At 64.1% G+C, this 19,678-nt stretch carries 17 protein-coding genes; 13 read left to right on the top strand and 4 right to left on the bottom strand.

What is annotated here, in order from left to right; genetic code table 11:
• The first annotated feature begins 138 nt into the window (after positions 1-138).
• The 6 genes from AC07P1_RS11220 (at position 139) to AC07P1_RS11195 (ending at position 5,646) form a co-directional block, all read left to right on the top strand.
• Positions 139-1,569 (top strand): circularly permuted type 2 ATP-grasp protein, encoded by a 1,431-nt coding sequence (locus tag AC07P1_RS11220; protein ID WP_494695877.1) that lies wholly within the window; start codon positions 139-141, stop codon positions 1,567-1,569.
• Between the two features lie 9 nt (positions 1,570-1,578).
• On the top strand, positions 1,579-2,532 hold the full coding sequence (locus AC07P1_RS11215; protein WP_315216738.1) for an alpha-E domain-containing protein: 954 nt from the start codon (positions 1,579-1,581) through the stop codon (positions 2,530-2,532).
• A 15-nt stretch (positions 2,533-2,547) separates the two neighbouring features.
• Positions 2,548-3,351: a transglutaminase family protein gene (locus AC07P1_RS11210; RefSeq protein ID WP_494695876.1), complete on the top strand. Its 804-nt coding sequence runs from the start codon at positions 2,548-2,550 to the stop codon at positions 3,349-3,351.
• Positions 3,352-3,397: 46 nt separating this feature from the next.
• Positions 3,398-4,267 (top strand): proteasome-type protease, encoded by an 870-nt coding sequence (locus AC07P1_RS11205; protein ID WP_494695875.1) that lies wholly within the window; start codon positions 3,398-3,400, stop codon positions 4,265-4,267.
• A 116-nt stretch (positions 4,268-4,383) separates the two neighbouring features.
• Positions 4,384-4,794 (top strand): Hpt domain-containing protein, encoded by a 411-nt coding sequence (locus AC07P1_RS11200; protein ID WP_494695874.1) that lies wholly within the window; start codon positions 4,384-4,386, stop codon positions 4,792-4,794.
• A gap of 423 nt (positions 4,795-5,217) precedes the next feature.
• Entirely contained in the window at positions 5,218-5,646 is a 429-nt protein-coding gene (locus AC07P1_RS11195; RefSeq protein WP_494695873.1) for a hypothetical protein, read from the top strand.
• A gap of 188 nt (positions 5,647-5,834) precedes the next feature.
• Here the strand turns inward: AC07P1_RS11195 and AC07P1_RS11190 are convergent, their stop codons facing one another.
• Together AC07P1_RS11190 and AC07P1_RS11185 are read right to left on the bottom strand one after the other, a co-directional pair.
• A complete protein-coding gene (locus AC07P1_RS11190; protein ID WP_494695872.1) occupies positions 5,835-6,908 on the bottom strand; it encodes an SDR family oxidoreductase in 1,074 nt (357 codons plus the stop codon).
• Positions 6,908-8,188 carry a nucleotide sugar dehydrogenase gene (locus tag AC07P1_RS11185; protein ID WP_494695871.1) on the bottom strand — a complete coding sequence of 427 codons (1,281 nt, stop codon included), beginning with the start codon at positions 8,186-8,188 and terminating at the stop codon, positions 6,908-6,910. The genes AC07P1_RS11190 and AC07P1_RS11185 overlap by 1 nt, the downstream gene beginning before the upstream one ends.
• A 194-nt stretch (positions 8,189-8,382) precedes the next feature.
• On the opposite strand from AC07P1_RS11185, the gene prsT reads away from it, so the two are divergent.
• The gene (gene prsT / locus AC07P1_RS11180; RefSeq protein WP_494695870.1) at positions 8,383-11,070 is read left to right on the top strand and encodes an XrtA/PEP-CTERM system TPR-repeat protein PrsT; all 2,688 of its coding nucleotides are present in this window, start codon (positions 8,383-8,385) and stop codon (positions 11,068-11,070) included.
• A gap of 9 nt (positions 11,071-11,079) precedes the next feature.
• On the opposite strand, the gene AC07P1_RS11175 is transcribed toward prsT, so the two are convergent.
• Positions 11,080-11,832, bottom strand: a complete 753-nt coding sequence (locus AC07P1_RS11175; RefSeq protein ID WP_494695869.1) for an N-acyl amino acid synthase FeeM domain-containing protein — start codon at positions 11,830-11,832, stop codon at positions 11,080-11,082.
• Between the two features lie 122 nt (positions 11,833-11,954).
• Complete coding sequence (locus AC07P1_RS11170) at positions 11,955-12,569, bottom strand: XrtA/PEP-CTERM system exopolysaccharide export protein (protein ID WP_494695868.1); 615 nt, start codon at positions 12,567-12,569, stop codon at positions 11,955-11,957.
• A gap of 155 nt (positions 12,570-12,724) precedes the next feature.
• Between AC07P1_RS11170 and AC07P1_RS11165 the strand changes: the two genes are divergently transcribed.
• From AC07P1_RS11165 to AC07P1_RS11140, 6 genes are read left to right on the top strand one after another with little or no spacing between them, the layout of a single operon-like run.
• Entirely contained in the window at positions 12,725-14,248 is a 1,524-nt protein-coding gene (locus tag AC07P1_RS11165; protein ID WP_494695867.1) for an XrtA system polysaccharide chain length determinant, read from the top strand.
• Between the two features lie 18 nt (positions 14,249-14,266).
• Complete coding sequence (locus AC07P1_RS11160) at positions 14,267-15,064, top strand: XrtA-associated tyrosine autokinase (protein WP_494695866.1); 798 nt, start codon at positions 14,267-14,269, stop codon at positions 15,062-15,064.
• Complete coding sequence (locus tag AC07P1_RS11155; RefSeq protein WP_494695865.1) at positions 15,048-16,589, top strand: TIGR03016 family PEP-CTERM system-associated outer membrane protein; 1,542 nt, start codon at positions 15,048-15,050, stop codon at positions 16,587-16,589. Before AC07P1_RS11160 ends, AC07P1_RS11155 begins: the two co-directional genes overlap by 17 nt.
• A gap of 13 nt (positions 16,590-16,602) precedes the next feature.
• On the top strand, positions 16,603-17,763 hold the full coding sequence (gene wecB, locus AC07P1_RS11150) for a non-hydrolyzing UDP-N-acetylglucosamine 2-epimerase (protein WP_494695864.1): 1,161 nt from the start codon (positions 16,603-16,605) through the stop codon (positions 17,761-17,763).
• The gene (locus AC07P1_RS11145) at positions 17,760-18,626 is read left to right on the top strand and encodes an XrtA system polysaccharide deacetylase (RefSeq protein ID WP_494695863.1); all 867 of its coding nucleotides are present in this window, start codon (positions 17,760-17,762) and stop codon (positions 18,624-18,626) included. The genes wecB and AC07P1_RS11145 overlap by 4 nt, the downstream gene beginning before the upstream one ends.
• Complete coding sequence (locus AC07P1_RS11140; protein WP_494695862.1) at positions 18,623-19,678, top strand: FemAB family XrtA/PEP-CTERM system-associated protein; 1,056 nt, start codon at positions 18,623-18,625, stop codon at positions 19,676-19,678. Before AC07P1_RS11145 ends, AC07P1_RS11140 begins: the two co-directional genes overlap by 4 nt.

Below are 19,678 nucleotides of genomic sequence, written 5' to 3'. Positions count from 1 at the left end.
CGTAGCGTGCCTTGGCGTTTTGCGTCCTTATCATCCATAGTGTATCTATCCCAATAGTGTAAACGCACCAATATCGGGCATTTCCTCTGGCACACTTCTTGATAGAAGGTAAAGGCACTCCACAGAGGAACGTTCGACATGGCAAAATTTTTCAACGAAATGACCGCTGACGGCCTGGCACACCATGCCAGCGCCGAGGTACGTGAACACTATCGCGAGTTTTGCGGCTGGCTCCAGCGCCAGTCGGCCGAAACCATCGAGCGAAAGCGGGCCGAGGCCGACTTGACCTTCCGCCGGGTCGGCATCACCTTCGCCGTCTACGGCGACGACGCCGGCACCGAGCGGCTGATCCCTTTCGATACGATTCCCCGCATCATCCCCGCCGCCGAGTGGAAAAAGATGGAAACCGGCCTGGTTCAGCGCGTTAAGGCGCTGAACATGTTCATTCATGACATCTATCACGACCAGAACATCATCAAGGCCGGCCTGATTCCCGCCGAGCAGATCTACAAAAACGCCCAGTACCGACCGGAGATGCAGGGCATCAACGTGGCGTCGGACATCTATGCCCACATCGCCGGGGTCGACATCGTGCGAGCCGGCGCCGGCGACTTCTACGTGCTGGAAGACAATCTGCGCGTGCCTTCCGGCGTCTCTTATATGCTGGAGGACCGCAAGATGATGATGCGGCTGTTCCCGGAACTGTTCGCGCGCAACAAGATCGCCCCGGTCGACCACTATCCGGACATGCTGCTCGACAACCTTCGCTCGGTCGCGCCGATGGGCATCAACGATCCGACGGTGGTGGTGATGACGCCGGGCATGTACAACTCGGCCTATTTCGAGCACGCCTTCCTGGCCCAGCAAATGGGTGTGGAGCTGGTCGAGGGCAAGGATTTGTTCGTCAGCGATAACACCGTGTTCATGCGCACCACGCGCGGGCCGAAGCGCGTCGACGTGATTTACCGCCGCCTGGACGACGATTTCCTCGATCCGCTGGCGTTCCGTCCGGATTCCTCGCTCGGCGTGCCGGGCCTGCTGTCGGTGTACCGCGCCGGCCGCGTAACCCTGGCCAACGCCATCGGCACCGGCGTGGCGGACGACAAATCCATCTATCCTTTTGTGCCGGAAATGATCAAGTTCTACCTGTCCGAGGAACCGGTGCTCAACAACGTGCCGACCTACCAGTGCCGCAAAAAAGAGGACCTGGACTATACGCTGGCCAACCTGGGCGAGCTGGTGGTCAAGGAGGTGCACGGCGCCGGCGGCTACGGCATGCTGGTCGGCCCGGCGTCGACCAAGGCGCAGATCGAGGACTTCCGCCAGCGCCTGCTGGCCAAGCCGGACGGCTATATCGCCCAGCCGACCCTGGCCCTGTCGGCCTGCCCCACCTATGTCGAGAACGGCATCGCGCCGCGCCACATCGACCTACGTCCGTTCGTTCTGTCGGGCAAGACCATTTCGATGGTGCCGGGCGGCCTGACCCGGGTGGCATTGCAAGAAGGTTCGTTGGTGGTGAATTCGTCGCAAGGCGGCGGCACCAAGGACACCTGGATACTGGAACGCTAAGGAGACATTATGTTAAGCCGTACCGCAGATCACCTGTTCTGGATGGCCCGCTACACCGAGCGCGCCGAAAACACCGCCCGCATGCTCGACGTCAACGTGCAGACGTCGATGCTGCCGCAGTCCGACGAGAACAACGCCCATGGATGGCGGGCGATGCTCGGCATTTCGGAGCTGCAAGCCGCCTACGACGCCAAGCACAAGACCCTGGAGGCGCGCGAGGTCATCGATTTCATGGTACGCGATCCGGACAACTCGTCGTCGATCGTCGCCTGCCTGACCGAGGCGCGCGAGAACGCCCGCGCCGTGCGCGGCACCTTGACCACCGAGGTGTGGGAAATCCAGAACCAGACCTGGCTGGACATGCAGAAACGCCTCGACAGCGATTTGCTGGAGGACGACCCGAGCAAATTCTTCGAATGGGTCAAGTTCCGCTCGCATTTATCGCGCGGGGTGACGGTGGGCACCATGCTGCGCGACGAGGCCGTGCATTTCATCCGTCTCGGCACCTTCCTCGAGCGGGCCGACAACACCGCGCGCATCCTGGACGTCAAATTCCATGGCGGCGGCGCCGAGGCCACCCGCAGCGAGGCGATGAGCCAGCACGATTTCTATTACTGGGGCGCGCTGCTGCGTTCGGTGTCGGGCTTCGAGATCTACCGCAAGGTGTACCGCGACGTCATCACGCCGGCCCGCATCGCCGAACTGCTGATGCTGCGCGGGGACATGCCGCGCTCCTTGCTGGCCTGTATGGACGAGGTGGTGCAGAACCTGGCCGAGGTGCGCAACGACGTGTCGGCCGATACCGAGCGCCTGGCCGGACGGCTGCGCGCGGCGCTGCAATTCAGCAATATCGACGACATCCTGGAGGCAGGCCTGCACGAGACGCTGACCCGCTTCCTGGCCGACATCAACCAACTGGGCGACCGCGTCAGCCGCGATTTCCTGGTGCCGCTGGCGGCTTGAGCGAAAGGCTGGCAAATGCTCCTGAATATTCGGCATGAAACCCGCTACACCTACACCACGACCCTGGCCTACACCATCCAGCAGTTGCACCTGACGCCGCGCAAGGAGCCGCAGCAGCATGTGCTGTCGTGGAATATCGCCATGCCCGGCCATGTGCACGCCTACACCGACGCGTACGGCAACCTGTCGCACATGATGACGATGGACACGCCGCACCAGGGCCTGGCCATCGTCGCCGCCGGCGTGATCGAGACCGTCGCGCCGCTCAAAGGCCGGGTGCCGAACGGCGACACGCTGCCGCCGCTGATCTTCACGGTGCCGACGCGCTTGACCGAGGCCACACAAGGCATCCTGGAACTGGCCGCGTCCTGCCTGCCGGACGGCCGGGCGCAGAGCAAGGACCTGCTCTCGCTTGCCGAGCACATCTTTGGTGCGGTCCGGTATCAAAGCGGTGCGACCGTGGTCACCAGCACCGCCAGCGACGCGCTGGCGCTGGGCCAGGGCGTGTGCCAGGACCATGCCCACCTGTTCCTGGCCTGCTGCCACGCGCACGGCATCCCGGCGCGCTACGTGTCGGGCTACATCGATCCCGAGGACACCGGGCACGCGGCCAGCCACGCCTGGGTCGACGCCTGGGCCGAAGACAAGGACTACGTGGGCTGGATCAGCATCGACGTCACGCATGCGCGCCTGATGACCGACGCCTATTGCCGTCTGGCCATCGGCCGCGATTACGACGCGGCCGCGCCGGTGCGCGGCGTGCGGCGTGGCGGCGGCCAGGAATCGATGGCGGTCGATGTGAAAATCGGGGCCAAGTAATTACCACGTGTAAAATAGTCGTACTTATATTCACTACTTTACGACGATGACTTATTGTGTGGGCATGCGCCTCGATGCCGGGCTGGTGTTTTTATCCGATTCGCGCACCAACGCTGGCGTGGATCAGGTCGGCACGTTCCGCAAAATGAGCGTGTTCGAGGTGCCCGGCGACCGCATGATGGTCATGATGACCGCCGGGAACTTGTCGATTTCGCAATCGATCCGCCAACTGGTGTCCGAGCAGGCGACTGACGGCGGCAGCCTGTGGGAAGCGCCGAACATGTACGAGGCCGCCCGCATCCTCGGCGACGCCGTGCGCCGGGTGCACGAGCGCGACGCCAAGTCATTGGCCGAGTTTGGCATCGACTTCAACGTCAGCATAATTTTCGGCGGACAGATCAGGGGCGAGCGCTGCCGCCTGTTCCAGATCTACTCGGCCGGCAATTTCATCGAATCGCACGACGAGAACACCTATTTCCAGATCGGCGAGGCCAAGTACGGCAAGCCGATCATCGACCGCGTGGTGACGCCGGCCACCAGCCTGGACGATGCCGCCAAGTGCGCGCTCATTTCGATGGATTCGACCCTGCGCTCCAACGTCTCGGTCGGCCTGCCGCTCGATTTGCTGGTCTATGAGACCGACGCGCTGGCGGTCACGCATTTCGTCACCATCGACGAGCGCAACCAGTATTTCCAGATGATCCGCAACACCTGGGGCGACCAGCTCAAGCGCGTGTTCGAGGGCCTCGACAATCCGGTGTGGAACGCGGCGCCTGAAGCCACCAGCAACGTGCTGCATGCGGCGAAGACGGGCGGCAAGCCGGTCCGTGTCGCACCGCCGGCCGGTACCGCGCCGGCGGCCGCCGCGGTGCCGCTGCAAACCTTGGCGCAGCAATTCAGCAACGGTCAACAATAGTGTATTGATCTGGCTTAAATCCGAGCTCAGTAAGTTCAAGTAAGTTCAAACAATCTGTACGGCAACATCGTTCACCAGTGTATTATTAGTCAATTAGTTTCGTTCTGGAGTGCCGCATGTCTGAAACCAGTCCGTCAGGACCCGAAGAGAATGTATTCTCTGTCGCCACCTTGCTCAAATACATGGGCAACGACGACAAGGCGCTGGCGATCGTCTCCAAAATCGTCCGCGACGCCTGCGCGCCCGGCATGACCCCTTTCCATCAGGCTGGCGCGGCGATCCGGGACGAGCGTCTGGTCGATGCCGGCAAGATTTTCCATAGTCTGCGCGGCTCCATCGGCACGCTGGGGGCGAGGCGTCTGGTGGCGTCCTCGCTCAAACTGGAGCAGGCGCTGGCCGAGCGTCAGACCGAGCACATCCCTTACCTGTTCGCCGACCTGGAATCCGAATACCAGCTTGTCCTGCGGCAGGCCGGGGATTGGCTGCTGCACAACGCTCCGCTGGACGGCAAGACCACCCGCGCATAAGGCCGCTTCTTTCTCCGCGATGACGTTCCGTCGTCGCGCGATTCCGCATTAAACCTTCCAATCCCGCTTCCAATTTCTCTTGCAATCTTGCTCGAAATCGTAACGAACGGTCATGTTGCAGCGCACACTGGCATGCACCATTCCGGCACTTTTGGCCGGGTTAACGAATGGTTACAATTGTTACCCTGATTCGCCACTTGCAATCCAAAGCGTCAAAGTGTTCATGTTAATATCGCCACCATCCAACAGGCGCACGAACCACAGCGCTGCTGCGCGGGACGTGCGACACGGATTTTGACGATGTCGTAAGCTCTCGCACACGAAATTCGTCTCTGCGTATTATTGCGTAAGAGACAATTTGCCGAGATGCAAGTATAATGGTGCATTGCGTCTTAAACGGCGATTACCAAGGGTAACTAAAATATGGATTTATTCAACAAGTCAGGTGTGTTGGTATCGTCGGTTCTGGTTCTGGTCGGGGCGTTGATCGCCTGCCAGGCGCAGGAAGGTACCGTACCCGCCTCGACCGTGATTGAAGCCGCCGCGATGCAAATCGGTCCGCAGGGCCAACCGGCGGCGGAACGACGTTTACAGGAATGGGCGGACCAGGGCTCTGCGGTGGCCCAGCGCGAGCTGGCACTGCGGTATTTGTCCAACCCGGCCAAGCGCAACGAGGCGATCGCCTTGTTCGAACGGGCGGCCAGCGCAGGCGATGCCCAGGCGGCCGTCGGCCTGGTCGGCATGGCGCACGAAGCCGGCGACGGCATGGGTGGCGCCGGCGCCGCCAACGCGGCGCGCACCGCCGGCCGCGTGATCAAGGAAGCGACCAGCGTCAACTACGCGCCGCGCTAAGCTCCCATATCACGGTCCCCTCATCCGGACATCAAACCGCTACACCTCCGGGTGCGGCGGTTTTTTTTTGCCCGCACGTTTCGCCAGCGATGCGCTTGGGGCATCGACGACCGGCCTGCAGCCATAAAAATCTGTTTTTCCATTTGATGCCGTCGGTGGCGCGCGCATGGCCGATTACGGCGTCCCGCCTAATCCGCCCTACTTGTTTCCAGTTGCGCGATGTACCAGCGCAGCGCCTGGTCGAGGCCGCGCCGCAGGTCGTGCGTGGGCACGTAACCCAGCAGGTTGGACGCCTTCGATATATCCGCCTGCGAATGGCGCACGTCGCCGGCGCGGAATTCGCCATACGTGGGCTGGTGGTCGCGCAGGTGCGGGTAGCGCTCCACCAGCAAGCCATGCAATATCAGATACAGCTCGTTCAGACTGGTACGCGCGTTGAGCGCGACGTTGTAGACTTGATCGACGGCCGCCGGCTTGCCGGTCAGCGCCGCCAGCAGGTTCGCCTGCACCGCGTTGGCGACATAGCAAAAGTCGCGGCTACTCTCGCCATCGCCGTTGATGACCAACGGCCGCCTTTCTATCAACGCCGCGATCCACAGCGGGATGACGGCGGCGTAGGCGCCGCAAGGGTCCTGCCGTGGGCCGAACACATTGAAATAGCGCAGGCCTATGGTCTGCACGCCGTAGCAGCGCGCATACACGGCGGCATACAATTCATTGACGTGCTTGGTCACCGCGTACGGCGACAAGGCGTTGCCGATCTGGTCTTCCCGCTTCGGCAGCGCCGGATGATCGCCGTAGGTGGCGCTCGACGCCGCGTACACCACACGCTTGACGCCGGCCAGCCGCGCCGCGTCCAGCACGTTGAGAAAACCGCCGACGTTGACGTCGTTGCTGAGCAGCGGATCGTCGATCGAGCGGGCGACCGAGCCCAGCGCGGCTTGGTGCAGGACGAAGTCGGCGCGCTCGCACGCCCGCCTGCAGGCGGCCTGGTCGCGGATGTCGCCTTCGATCAGTTCGAAGCGCCGCCAGGCGGCCGGTCCGACCTGGTCGCGCACCTGTTCCAGATTATGGCGGTAGCCGGTCAGAAAATTGTCCAGACCGACCACGCGCTGGCCCAGTTCGAGCAGCGCCTGCAACAGGTTGGAGCCTATGAATCCGGCGGCACCGGTGATGACCCAGCGGTATTGTTCCTGCTCCAGGTGCTCGCGGGCGGACTGGTATACCGAGGTGGCCGGCGTGCCGTTTTCATAGTCGCTCATCACAGCCTCCAGACGCTCAAGCCGGCCTGGCGCAGGGCCGCCTCGTCGAACTGCGATTTGAGATCGATGAAGCAGCCGGCGGCGGCGATCTTTTCGCGCACCTGCTCCAGCGGCCGGGCCGACAACTCGCGGTGGGCGACAGCCGAGATCAGCGCCTCGGCGCACGGCAGTTCGTCCCAGCTCTCCAGCTTGACCCCGTATTCGTGCATGGCTTCGTCGGCGTCGGCGACCGGATCGTGCACGTGCACCTGCAGGCCGTATGATTCGAGCTCGCGTATCATGTCGGCGACCTTGGAGTTGCGCAGGTCCGGGCAGTTTTCCTTGAACGTCAGGCCCAGCACGTTGACCTTGCAGCCCTTCAACTTGAACCCGGCGCGCACCATTTCCTTGACCGTCTTCTCGGCCACGAACTTGGCCATGCCATCGTTGATGCGGCGCCCGGCCAGGATCACGTGCGGATGGTAGCCCAGCATTTCTGCCTTGTGCGTCAGATAGTAGGGATCGACGCCGATGCAGTGGCCACCGACCAGGCCGGGGCGGAACGGCAGGAAGTTCCATTTGGTGCCGGCCGCCTGTAACACTTCCAGCGTGTCGATCTCCAGGCGGTCGAAGATGATCGCCAGCTCGTTCATCAGCGCGATGTTCAGGTCGCGCTGCGTATTCTCGATGACTTTGGCGGCCTCGGCCACCTTGATGCTGGAGGCGCGGTGCACGCCGGCCTCGACCACTTCCTCGTACAGCGCGGCGACGCGGTCGAGCGTCGGCGCGTCGTCGCCGGACACGACCTTGCGGATCGAGGTCAGCGTGTGTTCCTTGTCGCCCGGATTGATGCGCTCGGGCGAGAAGCCGACATGAAAGTCGCGCTGCCACGTCAGGCCGGAGCACTGTTCCAGGATCGGTATGCAGATTTCCTCGGTGGCGCCGGGGTAGACGGTGGACTCGTAGACCACCACCACGCCCGGCTTCATGTGGCGGCCGACCGACTGGCTGGCGCCGACCAGCGCCGAGAAGTCCGGATTGTGCGCGCTGTCGACCGGCGTCGGCACGGCGACGATGATGTAGTCGGCCTCGGCCAGCGCGGCCGGGTCGCATCCCATCTCCAGCCAGCGCGACGCGGCGAACTGCTGTTCCGACACCTCGCCGCCGGGATCGATCCCGCGGCGGTAGCTGGCGACTTTGCGCGCCGACAAATCCAGTCCGATGGTGCGACGGCGCGTGCCGAACGACACCGCCAGCGATAAGCCGACATACCCTAGACCGACAACGGCGACCACTTCCATTTGAGCACCTCGTTTGAGAGCGTTAAAAGACGTCCCGCCGATTCTACGGACGGTGTCGTGGTCACGCTTGAGATGGCACAAACGACGGCCCTTTGCGTTGGATAGGCCCCGTTCGGCGCCCCGCTTTGCGTCCGATCAACGGCGCCCGCCGCCATCGTTCCTACCCTAGGGAGATCGATAATCAGGAGAATCCCATGCCCCCTTTCCCTTTGCGGCAAGCCTTGTTGGCTACGTTGATCTTGTCGCTGGCGGCCGGCTGCGGCCGCACGCAAAGCGACGACCAGTTGCTGTCGGCGGCGCGCCAGCACGTGGCCAGGGGCGAACCCAAGTCGGCCGTCATCCAGCTCAAGAACCTGTTGCAGCGGACGCCGGCCAACGGCGCGGCGCGACTGATGTTGGGCCAGCTTTACCTCGACACCGGCGACACGCTGTCGGCTGAAAAGGAATTGCGGCGCGCCCGGGAACTGGGCGCCAACTCCGGCGACGTCCTGCCTTTGCTGGGCAGAACCCTGCTGCTGCAAGGCCAATACGACAAGATCCTCAACGAGATCAAAGCCGACGAACAGCAGCCCAGGCTGATGGCCTTGCGCGGCCACGCGCTGGTTGGACTGAACCGCGTCGACGAAGCGGCCCAGCTGTTCGAACAGACGCTGGTGCGCCATCCCGACAATCCGGCCGCGCTGCTCGGCCAGGTGCGGCTGGCGCTGCAAGCCGACCGGCACGACAAGGCGATGGCGCTGGTCGAACGCGCGCTGGCGCACACCCCGAACGACGTCGATGCCTGGCGCCAAAAAGGCGACCTTCTGCGCCTGCAGGGCAAGAATCCCGAAGCGCTGCTGGCCTATCAAAAAGTGCTGAAGCTGCATCCGGTGCAAGTGCAGGCGCACGTGGACCTCGCCAGCCTGCATATCCAGTCCGGCAAGCTCAACGAGGCGCGCGCCGAACTGGGCGTCGCCCGCCGGGTCGCGGCGAACAATCTGATGCTGCTCTACACCGAGGCGCTGCTGGACTTCCGCGAAGGCAAACTGGCCGTCGCACAAGAAAACTTACAGCGCGTGCTGCGCGCCGCCCCCGACCATTTGCCCAGCAACCTGTTGATGGGCGCCGTGCTGCGCGGCCTGGGCTTGTTTACACAATCCGAGCAATACCTGCGCAAATTCCTGGAAACCAATCGAGGCCATCCTTACGCCAGCAAGCTGCTGGCCACGGTGCTGATGAACACCGGCATGCCGGCGCAGGCGCTGGCGACGATCGAGCCGCTGCTGCCCTCGCACCAGCAGGATCTGGAAATGCTGACCCTGGCCGGCGAAATCCACATGCGGCTGCGCCAGTTCCCCCAGGCGGCGGGCTACCTGGAGCGGGCCGCCAAGCTGGCGCCACAGGAAACCATGCTGCACGCCGCGCTGGCGATGAGTCACATGGGCATGGGCGACAACAACCGCGCAATCGCCGAGCTGGAGCGCGCGACCAAAATGGATGTCAAGTCCTCGCGCGCCGGCGTGCTGCTTGTGCTGAGCCAACTGCGCAACAAGGAGTACGGCAAGGCGCTGGAGGCCGTCAAGCGGCTGGAGGCCCAGCAGGACGGCAATCCCATGGTGCAGAACCTCAAGGGCGGGGTCCTGCTGATGAACCGCGACAACGCCGGCGCCCGCGCGAGCTTCGAGAAGGCGCTGAAGTTCGAACCGCTGTACATGCCCGCGTTGAACAATCTGACGCAGATGGATTTGAAGGAGAAGAAACCCGAGCAGGCGCGCCAACGCCTGCAGGCGGCGCTGGCCAAGGACAAGAAGAGCGCCGACGTGATGGGCGCGCTGGCCGACCTGGCCTTGTCGCAGTCCAAACCAGCGGAGGCGCGGACCTGGCTCGAACAGGTGGTGCGCGATCATCCGGACAATGTCGAAGCGTCGCTGCGGCTGGTGAGCTTCTACGCCAGCGCCAACGAGCTGTCGAAGGCGCTGGTGCTGGCGCAAAAGCTGCAAGCGACCGATCCGTCGAATTCGAATGTGCTGGCGATGCTGGCCGAGCTGCAAACCCGCGGCGGCGACAAGGACGGCTCGCTGGAAAACTGGACCAAGCTGGCCGTGCTGCAGCCGACCTCGGCGGAACTGCAGTTGCGCATCGCCGACGCCCACGCCGCCGTCAAGGACAACGACGGCGCGGCCAGGGCGCTGAACAAGGCGCTGTCGCTGCGGCCCGACTATCCGCAAGCCCAGGTCGCGCTGACCAGGCTGCTGATCGGCCAGCGCGACTGGGCGCGGGCGCTGCAAACGGTCAGGGGCTTCCAGAAGGCCCGTAGCGACGGCCCGCTGGGCTACAAGCTCGAAGGCGACGTGCTGATGGCGCAGAAACAGATGCAGCCCGCGCTGGCGATGTATCAGAAAGCCTACGACATGCAGCCATCGGGGCCTACCTTGATACCGTTGTACAGCGCGCTCGTTCAGTCCGGCAAGACCCAAGAGGCGCGCGCGCGCATGCGGCAGTGGCTGGACAAGCACGCCGACGACCGCACCACGCGGCTGTATTTCGCCAATAGCCTGCTGGCCGAAAAGGATTTCCCGGCCGGTATCGCGCAATTCGAGCAGTTGCTGAAGCTGACGCCCAACCATGCGGTGGTCATGAACAATCTCGCATGGCTGTACCAGCAGCAAAAAGACCCGCGCGCCCTCGGCATGGCCGAGCAGGCGCACAAGGCCGCGCCGGCCGACCCGATCATCCTCGACACGCTGGGCTGGATACTGGTCGAGCAGGGCAAGCTGGACCGGGCGCTGCCGTTGCTGAAGCAGGCCGCCGCGCTCGCCCCGGCGAACACCGACATCCGCAACCACCTGGGCATCGCGCTGGGCAAGTCGGACAAGTTGGGCAATACGCACGCCGGGCGCTAGGCGCCCTCCTCACGTCTGGCCGTTGATCAGGCGCCCGGTAATACCGGGCTCGTCCCACGTGGGGAAGAAGTACGGATAGAACGAGCGTTCGTTGTTGTGCGTTTCCATCAGTCCGCCGAACTTGCGGATTTGCTCGCCCATGTACGCCAACTCCAGCCGCAGCAGCACGGCCGGCGCCCCGACCCGCGTGCATTGCCGCTCGCCGCCGAAATCGCGGAAGCCCAGCATGCGCTTGTAAAACATCACGTGGCGCGGATTGACCTCGATGATGTAGTCCGTGTAGTTGTGAATATTGCGCGCGTAAATGTACGAAATGTGGATCAGCGCGGCGAATACCCGCTTGGACACGCCCTTGTCGATCGCCAGCCGCGACGGTTCGCACAGGCGGCGCTGCCGGCCCCGCAGTTCGTCGAGCTTGTCGAGGAAGTTCTCGTCGGCCGGCAAGCCGATCTCCGGCGTGTCCAGGCACAGCGACATCGTGCCGACGGTTTGGCCGCCGGTTTCGGCGAACAGGGTGATTTTATTGGGTGAATGGGTGGCGTTGGGGTCCACCGAGTAGCCGCGCCAGCCGTACATTTTCTTCAGCAGCAGACTGGCCGCCTCGCGCCGGCCCTGCGAATTGGCCATACGTATATGAAATGTTTGCTGATCAAGGGGATGATCCAGTATCGATTCTTCCTTGCCCTCGCCGACCACAAGGTCGCGCAGGCCTGTATTGGCTTCAAAGGAAACTATCGCATCGTCGTGTTGCACGGTTGGCATCCTGTCAGGTCTGTCGGCCAGCCGCCGGCAAAGGGGCGACTGGGCATGCAGGTCAGACCTCGACATTTGCCAAAAAGTTCCCTACTTTTAAAAATATATTTTTTGCGCGGCCGGCGCCCAGGCTAGAACCAGCCCTCCGGGATCACCAGCACGTCGCCGGGCAGCACGGCAACATTGGCGGAAATATCTCCTTTTCGCAGCAGGTCGTGCAGGCGCACCGGTACCGCGCGCCGGGTGCCGTCGACGGTGCGGATGAGGTTGGCCTTGTTGCCGGCGGCGAAATCGGTGATGCCGCCGACGGCGATCAGCACGTCCATCAGCGACATGCCCTGGCGGTAGGCCAGCGCCTGCGGCCGCGCCGCCTGCCCGATCACCCGTATCTGCTGCGAATACGGCCCGACGAAGCTGGTCACGATCACCGTCACCATCGGTTGCTGGATGTATTTCTCCAGGGCCTTCTCGATGTCGCGCGCCAGCTCGGTGGAGGTCTTGCCGGCGGCCTGCAGATCCTCGACCAGCGGCGTGGTGATCTTGCCGTCCGGCCGCACCGGCACGCTGACCGACACTTCGGGATTGCGCCAGACATTGATGTTGATGTTGTCGCCGGCGCCGATCAGGTACGCCAGTTGCGCCGGCGGCTCGTCCGGCGGCACCAGGGAGATCCGGCTTGCGCACGCGCTCAGCAACAGGGCCGCCGCCACCATCGCGCCAGCCGAAAACCGCAGGTAGGTATGCATGACCGCTTCCGTTGAATAGTCTGGAGTCCATCATTCAGAAAACACGGCCCACTCCGCTTGATCTGCCTCAAGCAGCTTGGAGTTAAGGGAAATTTGTATTATCCCAGCCATATAATTTAAGTTCCCGAGTGCGCTGTCAGTGGAGACAATTGAATATGGAGGAGTTAATCAACCAGCTGACATCCAGCCTTAAAGGGATATGGAAATACCGTTGGTACGCCATTTCCGTCATGTGGCTGGTGGCGACATTGGGCTGGGCCAAGGTGGCGATGCTGCCGGACGATTATCAAACCACGGCGCGCGTCTTCGTCGACACCCAGAGCATCCTCAAGCCGCTGCTGGCGGGCATGACGAGCGTGCCCAACGTCGAGCAGCAGGTGTCCATCATGAGCCGCACCTTGTTGAGCCGTCCCAACGTCGAACGCGTCGTGCGCATGGTCGATCTGGACATCAACGCCAAAACCCCGCGCGACCAGCAACGCCAGCTCGACGAATTAATGGGCAAGATAAAAATCGGCGGCACCGGCAATTACGATATTTACACGATTAGCTACAGCAACCGCAATCCGCGCCTGGTGCGCGACGTCGTGCAATCGCTGCTGACGATATTCCTCGAAGGCAGTTTTAAAGGCAAGAATGGTGAAACACGTAAAGCCGTGCAATTTATCGACGACCAGATCAAGGCGTATGAATTCAAGCTGATCGCCGCCGAGAATTCACTCAAGGAATTCAAGCGCAAGAACACCGGCCTGCTGCCGCGCCAGGGCACGGACTATTCGACCCAGCTCGAACAATCATCCGACGCCCTGAACACGGCCAAGCTGGAGCTGGTCGAGGCGCAACAGGCGCGCAACGCCATCACCAGCCAGATCAGCGGCGACGAACCCATCCTCGATACGCTGGCCACGCCGGCCAGCATCGACAATCCCGAGCTCGACGGCCGCATCTCGGCCATCAACAAGAACCTCGACGCGCTGCGCCTGCAATACACCGAGCTGCACCCCGACATCGTCGCCGCCAAGCGCCTGGTGGCGCAGCTGGAGGCGCGCAAGGTCGAGGAAGGCAAACTCAAGCCCTCTGGCGACCCGGGCAAAAATTTCAGCCCGATGCTGCAGCAGCTGAAGGTGGCGCAGGCGGCGGCCGACGCCAAGGTGGCCTCGATCGCCGCCCGGGTGCAGGAATTCAGCGCGCGCCACGAGCGGCTGCTGGCGCAAGCCAATGCGGTGCCGGAGGTCGAGTCCGCGCTGGCCCAACTGAACCGCGACTACATGATCAACAAGGACAACTACGAAAAGCTGGTCGGCCGGCGCGAGGCGGCCAAGTTGTCGGGCGACCTCAGTTCCACCACCGACATGATGACCTTCAAGATCATCGATCCACCCACCGTGCCGTTGACGCCGATCGGCCCGAACCGCCCGCTGCTGTTGAGCGTGGTACTGGTGGGCGCGCTGCTGACGGGCATCGCCACCGCCCTGCTGATCAGCCAGGTGCGGCCGACCTTCCTGCGGCCGGGCGAACTGCGCGAGCGCACCGGCCTGCCGGTGCTGGGCACGGTATCGATGAACTGGACCGAGGGCGAGAAGATCAAGCGCAAACGCGGCAAGTACGCGTTCGGCGCCGCCCTGTCGAGCCTGTTCATGGTCTACGGCGGCGTGCTGGCGAGCACCATCCTGCGATAGCGACCAACCGGATCCACCATGGACGAAACCAAAGAGCTGCCTATCCTGCCCGCCGGGCCGGTTCCCCCCGCCCAGACGGCCGCGCTGGCGTCGCCCCGCTGTGTCGAGCTGAATCTGGCGCGGCTGGGCCAACTGGGCATGGTCACGCACGACGGCGGCCGCACCCCGGTCGCCGAGGACTTCCGCATCATCAAACGCCCGCTGCTGCGCAACGCGCGCGGCGACAACGACACGCCCCCCATCCGCCACGGCAACCTGATCGTCGTCACCAGCGCGCTGCCCGGCGAAGGCAAGACCTACTGCGCCGTCAACCTGGCGATGAGCATCGCCATGGAAATGGACATCACCGTGCTGCTGGTGGACGCCGACGTCGCCCGGCCGTCGGTGCTCAAGGTGCTGGGCCTGCCTCCCGAGCCGGGGCTGATGGACATCCTGCTGCGCGACAAGACCGAGCTGTCGGATGTCATCCTGCGCACCAACGTCAGCACCCTGAGCATCCTGCCGGCCGGGCGCGCCAACAAGCATGCCACCGAGCTGCTGGCCAGCCGCAGCATGAGCGGCCTGCTCAAAGAGATCGCCGAGCGCTACGCCGACCGCATCGTGATCTTCGATTCGCCGCCGCTGCTGCTGACCACGGAGGCGAGCGTGCTGGCCGCGCAGATGGGACAGATATTGATGGTGGTCGAGTCGGAACGCACCACGCAGCACGACGTCAAGGAAGCGCTGCGGCGCATCGAGCATTGCCCGAACGTCAGCCTCATCTATAACAAAAGCAAGGGTTTTCCCGGTGGCGAATACTATGGTTATTATGATTAGGTTCGCGCCGCGCGCGGTCCGCATGTGCCATTCGCCGATTCCGGTGTTCATCCTGCTGTTCCTGCCCGGCGCGGCGCAAGGGGCCGACTGGAGCGTCGTGCCGATGCTCAGCGTGCGCGAAAGCTATACCGACAACGTCCACCTGGCCCCCGCCGAACGCGCGCGCGGCGAACTGACGACGGAAGTTTCGCCCGGCGTCAACATCACCGCCAACGACGGCCCGCGCCTGAACCTGGTGCTGTCGTACTCGCTGCAAAAAGTGCTGTACACGCGCCAGGCCGACCGCACCAACCAGCACCTCGACGCCGCCGGCCACGCCGAAGTATTGCCGGACTGGCTGTATCTGGACGCGCGCTCCAGCATCGGTCTGCAGAACATCTCGGCCTTCGGCCCGCAGCGGGCCGATGCTACGCAAGTGACCGGCAACAGCAGCCAGGTCCGCTCGCACAGCTTCAGCCCCTATCTGCAACATTACTTTCGCGGGTTGGCGACGGCGGTGCTGCGCTACGACCATCAGCGGGTCGACAGCGGCAACCGGCTGGGCGTGCGAAACAACAGCGCCCATCTGCGCCTGACCGGCGACAACGGCGGGCGCGGCTGGAACTGGGACCTCAATCTGGACCGCAGGCACATCGACGACGCCGCGACCGCACCGGTGACGATGACCGACGGCGCGCTGACCTTGAGCACTCCGCTCACCAACAGCATCTCGCTGTTCGGCACCGGCGGTTACGAGAAAAAAGATTACGAATCGACCCGTGGCGCGCCGGCCGGACGCTACTGGTCGGCCGGCGCCACCTGGTCGCCATCGCCGCGCACCATGGTGTCGGGCAGTTTCGGCCGCCGGTATTTCGGCAAGACCTATACGTTCGACGCCTCCTACCGCATGCGCAGCATGTTGTGGACGCTGAACTACAGCGAAGACATCACCAGCACCCACGGCCAGTTCCTCAGCATCCCGCCGGCCGGACTGAGCGACTTCCTTTACCAGCTATGGGAAACCCGCGTCCCCGATCCGCAAAAGCGGCTGCAAACCATCAAGGTGTTCCTGATGATTTCCCAGATGCTGGGCAAGGACGGCAACGTCAACTTCTTCAGCCACCGCTATTACCTGCAAAAATCGATGCGCCTGGCCACCGTCTACAGCGGCACGCGCGGCGCGCTGGCGTTGCACCTGTCGACCACGCGGCGCCTGGCCCAGACCAGCAGCGCGATCGACAGCGTGCTGCTGGGGCCGGACGAGCTGGCCCTGGAGGACCACACGAGCCAGAGCGCCGCCCAGATCGGCTGGAACTGGCGCGTGTCGGCGCGCGGCGGCCTGTCCGTCGGCGCCGGCCACAACCGCGTCCAATCGCTGAGCACGGGGCGCGAGGACCGCAACAGCATGGTGCGGGTGTCGCTGTCGCATCAACTACAAGCCAATATCGGCGCCGACGTCAGTCTGCGCCACAGCCGCCACACCAGCAATACCGGAGGCAGCTACCGGGAAAATGGTGTCAGTGCCGCCCTGACGGTGGCGTTCTAAACGGAGAGCCGCCATGCCGACTGCCTCGATTCGCCATATTCCCCGCATTGCCTGCGTCGTCGCGGCGCGCCCCAACCTGATGAAGGTGGCGCCGGTGCTGCGCGCCATCAAGCAGGCCGATTATCGGGCTGAAACGATGCTGGTCCACACCGGCCAGCACTACGACCAGGACATGGATGGGCAGTTCTTCAAGACCTTGGAATTGGGCGAGCCGGATTTCCGCCTGGAGGTCGGCTCCGGCAGCCATGCCGTGCAGACGGCCGAGGTGATGCGGCGCTTCGAACCGGTGCTCGAGCAAACCGCGCCGACAGCGGTCCTGGTGGTGGGCGACGTCAACTCCACCCTGGCCTGCGCGCTGACGGCGGCCAAGAAGAACATTCCCGTTTTCCATGTCGAGGCCGGCCTGCGCAGCTACGACCGTTCGATGCCGGAGGAAATCAACCGCCTCCTCACCGACCAATTGTCCGAGCTGCTGTTCACCAGCGAATCTAGCGGCATGAGCAACCTGTTGCGCGAAGGCGTGCCGGCCAACCGCATCTATTTTGTCGGCAACGTCATGATCGATACGCTGCTGCGCCAGTTGCCGCACGCGCCGCCGGTGACCAAGGTCTTGAATGACGCCAATCTGTCCGGCTTCGTTCCGGATGGCGAACCGTACGCGCTGCTGACCATGCACCGGCCGTCCAACGTCGACGATCCGCAGCGCCTGCGCGCGCTGATGGAGACCGTCATCAAGCTCAGCGGGGACTTGCCGATTCTGTTCCCCCTGCATCCCCGCACGCGCGCCATGCTCAGGCAACACGAGCTGACCGCCCTGCTCGACGCGCCGGGCCTGGCCTGCATGCCGCCGCTGCCCTATCTCGACATGCTCAGCCTGATGAAGAACGCCAAGGTCGTCCTCACCGATTCGGGCGGCGTGCAGGAGGAAACCACGGCGCTGGGCGTGCCGTGCCTTACCCTGCGGGAAAACACCGAACGTCCGGTCACCGTCACCGAGGGCAGCAACGCCATCGCCGGACGCGACCCGGCCGTGATCCTGGCGCTGTGCCGCGACATCCTGCGCTACGGCGGCAAGGCCGGACGCATCCCGCAGTACTGGGATGGACGGGCTGCCGAGCGCATCGCCGCCGCCATCGGCCTGTGGCTGTCCGGCCGTCGCGACGGGCGTCCATGAGCGTCGCCAGCGCAGCCGCCATCGCTCCCATGCGCAACGCGCTGACGATCGATGTCGAAGACTATTTCCAGGTCTCGGCCTTCGACGCCCACATCGCGCGCGCGCAATGGGCGGCGCAGCCGTGCCGGGTCGAGCGCAACGTCGACCTGATCCTGGCGCTGCTGGAGACGCATCAGGTCCGGGCCACCTTCTTCACCCTGGGCTGGATCGCCGAGCGCTATCCGGCGCTGGTGCGGCGCATCGTCGACGGCGGCCACGAGCTGGCCAGCCACGGCTACGCCCACCGGCGCGCCAGCGACCAGACCAGGGCCGACTTCAGCCGCGACATCACGCTCAGCAAGAACTTGCTCGAACAACTGGCCGGCCAGGCCGTCAAAGGTTACCGCGCGCCAAGCTTTTCCATCGCCGCCGGCAACCTGTGGGCGCTCGACAGCCTGCAGGCGGCGGGCTACCGCTACAGTTCCAGCATCTATCCGATCCGCCACGACCATTACGGCATGCCCGACGCGCCCCGTTTCGCCTCCCGCCCCACGGGGGAAGGCGGCCTGCTGGAACTGCCGATCAGCACGGTACGCGTTCTGGGGCGCAATATGCCGGCCGGCGGCGGCGGCTATTTCCGACTGTTGCCCTACGCCACCTCGCGCTGGGCCTTGCGACGCATCAACTCGCATGACGGGCAAGCTGGCATATTCTACTTTCACCCCTGGGAGTTGGACCCGGGACAGCCCAGGCCCGCCGGCATCGGTATCAAAACCCGCTTCCGCCACTACCTGAACCTGCACCGCATGGAACACCGCATCAACAGGCTGCTGGGCGACTTCCGCTGGGGCCGTATCGACGATATTTTTCCGGGAGCCGCATGATGCCGCACAGCCAGCACAGCCCGCGCTCATACACCGTGGGTGCGATGGGCCAGCATGACCGCGCCCGCTGGGACGATTTCGTGCAGCGCTGCCCCGACGCGACCTTCTTCCACCGCGCCGGCTGGCAACAAGTGATCGAAACCGCCTTCGGACATCCGACCTGGTTCCTGTACGCCGAGCGCGAGGGGAAAATCCACGCCATCCTGCCGCTGGCGCAGGTCAAGAGCTTGCTGTTCGGGAACACGCTGAGCTCGCTGCCGTTCTGCGTCTACGGCGGCATCGCCGCCACCGAACCGGCCGCCGCCGACGCCGTCGACCGCGCAGCGCAAGCGCTGGCCAGGCGCCTGGGGGTCGACCACCTGGAATACCGTCAACTGCGCCCGCGCCATCCGGAATGGCTGGCCCGCGACGTCTACGCTACCTTCCGCAAGCCGCTGCTGGCCGAGCCGGAGCACAACCTGCTGGCCATCCCGCGCAAACACCGCGCGATGGTGCGCAAAGGCATGGCGTCCGGCCTCAGCAGCCACATCGACGCCGACACGGCGCGCTTCTTCGATTGCTACGCGGCCAGCGTCCACCGGCTCGGCACGCCGGTCTTCAGCCGGCGCTACTTCGGCGTGCTGCAACGCGAATTCGGCGACGACTGCGAAGTGCTGAGCATCGAGCACGCCGGCAAAGCCGTCAGTTCGGTGCTCAGCTTCCACTTCCGCGGCGAGATCATCCCCTATTACGGTGGCGGCGGCGCCGCCGCGCGCGCGCTGGCCGCCAACGACTTCATGTACTGGGAAGTCATGCGCCGCGCCTGCGGCGACGGCTGCCGGCTGTTCGACTTCGGGCGCAGCAAATACGGCACCGGCTCGTTCGCGTTCAAAAAGAACTGGGGCTTCGAGCCGCAACCGCTGCACTACGAATGCCAGTTGCATCGCGGCAGCAGGCTGAGCGACGTGCAGCCGCTCAATCCGCGCTTCCAGCTGATGATCAAGGCATGGCGCTTGCTGCCGTTGCCCGTGGCCAACGCGATCGGACCGCACATCGTCCGCCAGCTGGGATAG

Source organism: Duganella sp. GW821-FHT07F09, assembly GCF_059418705.1.
The sequence above is the reverse complement of the archived record's forward strand: the minus strand, read 5'-3'. Positions and strand labels throughout refer to the sequence as shown.

What these genes read in the sequence shown, in the direction of transcription:
- AC07P1_RS11190 (WP_494695872.1), bottom strand. Translation starts at nt 6,908, where the DNA reads ATGAGCGACTATGAAAACGGCACGCCGGCCACCTCGGTATACCAGTCC.
- AC07P1_RS11160 (WP_494695866.1), top strand. Translation starts at nt 14,267, where the DNA reads ATGGACGAAACCAAAGAGCTGCCTATCCTGCCCGCCGGGCCGGTTCCC.
- wecB (WP_494695864.1), top strand. Translation starts at nt 16,603, where the DNA reads ATGCCGACTGCCTCGATTCGCCATATTCCCCGCATTGCCTGCGTCGTC.
- AC07P1_RS11195 (WP_494695873.1), top strand. Translation starts at nt 5,218, where the DNA reads ATGGATTTATTCAACAAGTCAGGTGTGTTGGTATCGTCGGTTCTGGTT.
- AC07P1_RS11175 (WP_494695869.1), bottom strand. Translation starts at nt 11,832, where the DNA reads ATGCCAACCGTGCAACACGACGATGCGATAGTTTCCTTTGAAGCCAAT.
- AC07P1_RS11145 (WP_494695863.1), top strand. Translation starts at nt 17,760, where the DNA reads ATGAGCGTCGCCAGCGCAGCCGCCATCGCTCCCATGCGCAACGCGCTG.
- AC07P1_RS11210 (WP_494695876.1), top strand. Translation starts at nt 2,548, where the DNA reads ATGCTCCTGAATATTCGGCATGAAACCCGCTACACCTACACCACGACC.
- AC07P1_RS11185 (WP_494695871.1), bottom strand. Translation starts at nt 8,188, where the DNA reads ATGGAAGTGGTCGCCGTTGTCGGTCTAGGGTATGTCGGCTTATCGCTG.
- AC07P1_RS11140 (WP_494695862.1), top strand. Translation starts at nt 18,623, where the DNA reads ATGATGCCGCACAGCCAGCACAGCCCGCGCTCATACACCGTGGGTGCG.
- AC07P1_RS11205 (WP_494695875.1), top strand. Translation starts at nt 3,398, where the DNA reads ATGACTTATTGTGTGGGCATGCGCCTCGATGCCGGGCTGGTGTTTTTA.
- AC07P1_RS11220 (WP_494695877.1), top strand. Translation starts at nt 139, where the DNA reads ATGGCAAAATTTTTCAACGAAATGACCGCTGACGGCCTGGCACACCAT.
- AC07P1_RS11155 (WP_494695865.1), top strand. Translation starts at nt 15,048, where the DNA reads ATGGTTATTATGATTAGGTTCGCGCCGCGCGCGGTCCGCATGTGCCAT.
- AC07P1_RS11170 (WP_494695868.1), bottom strand. Translation starts at nt 12,569, where the DNA reads ATGCATACCTACCTGCGGTTTTCGGCTGGCGCGATGGTGGCGGCGGCC.
- AC07P1_RS11215 (WP_315216738.1), top strand. Translation starts at nt 1,579, where the DNA reads ATGTTAAGCCGTACCGCAGATCACCTGTTCTGGATGGCCCGCTACACC.
- AC07P1_RS11165 (WP_494695867.1), top strand. Translation starts at nt 12,725, where the DNA reads ATGGAGGAGTTAATCAACCAGCTGACATCCAGCCTTAAAGGGATATGG.
- AC07P1_RS11200 (WP_494695874.1), top strand. Translation starts at nt 4,384, where the DNA reads ATGTCTGAAACCAGTCCGTCAGGACCCGAAGAGAATGTATTCTCTGTC.
- prsT (WP_494695870.1), top strand. Translation starts at nt 8,383, where the DNA reads ATGCCCCCTTTCCCTTTGCGGCAAGCCTTGTTGGCTACGTTGATCTTG.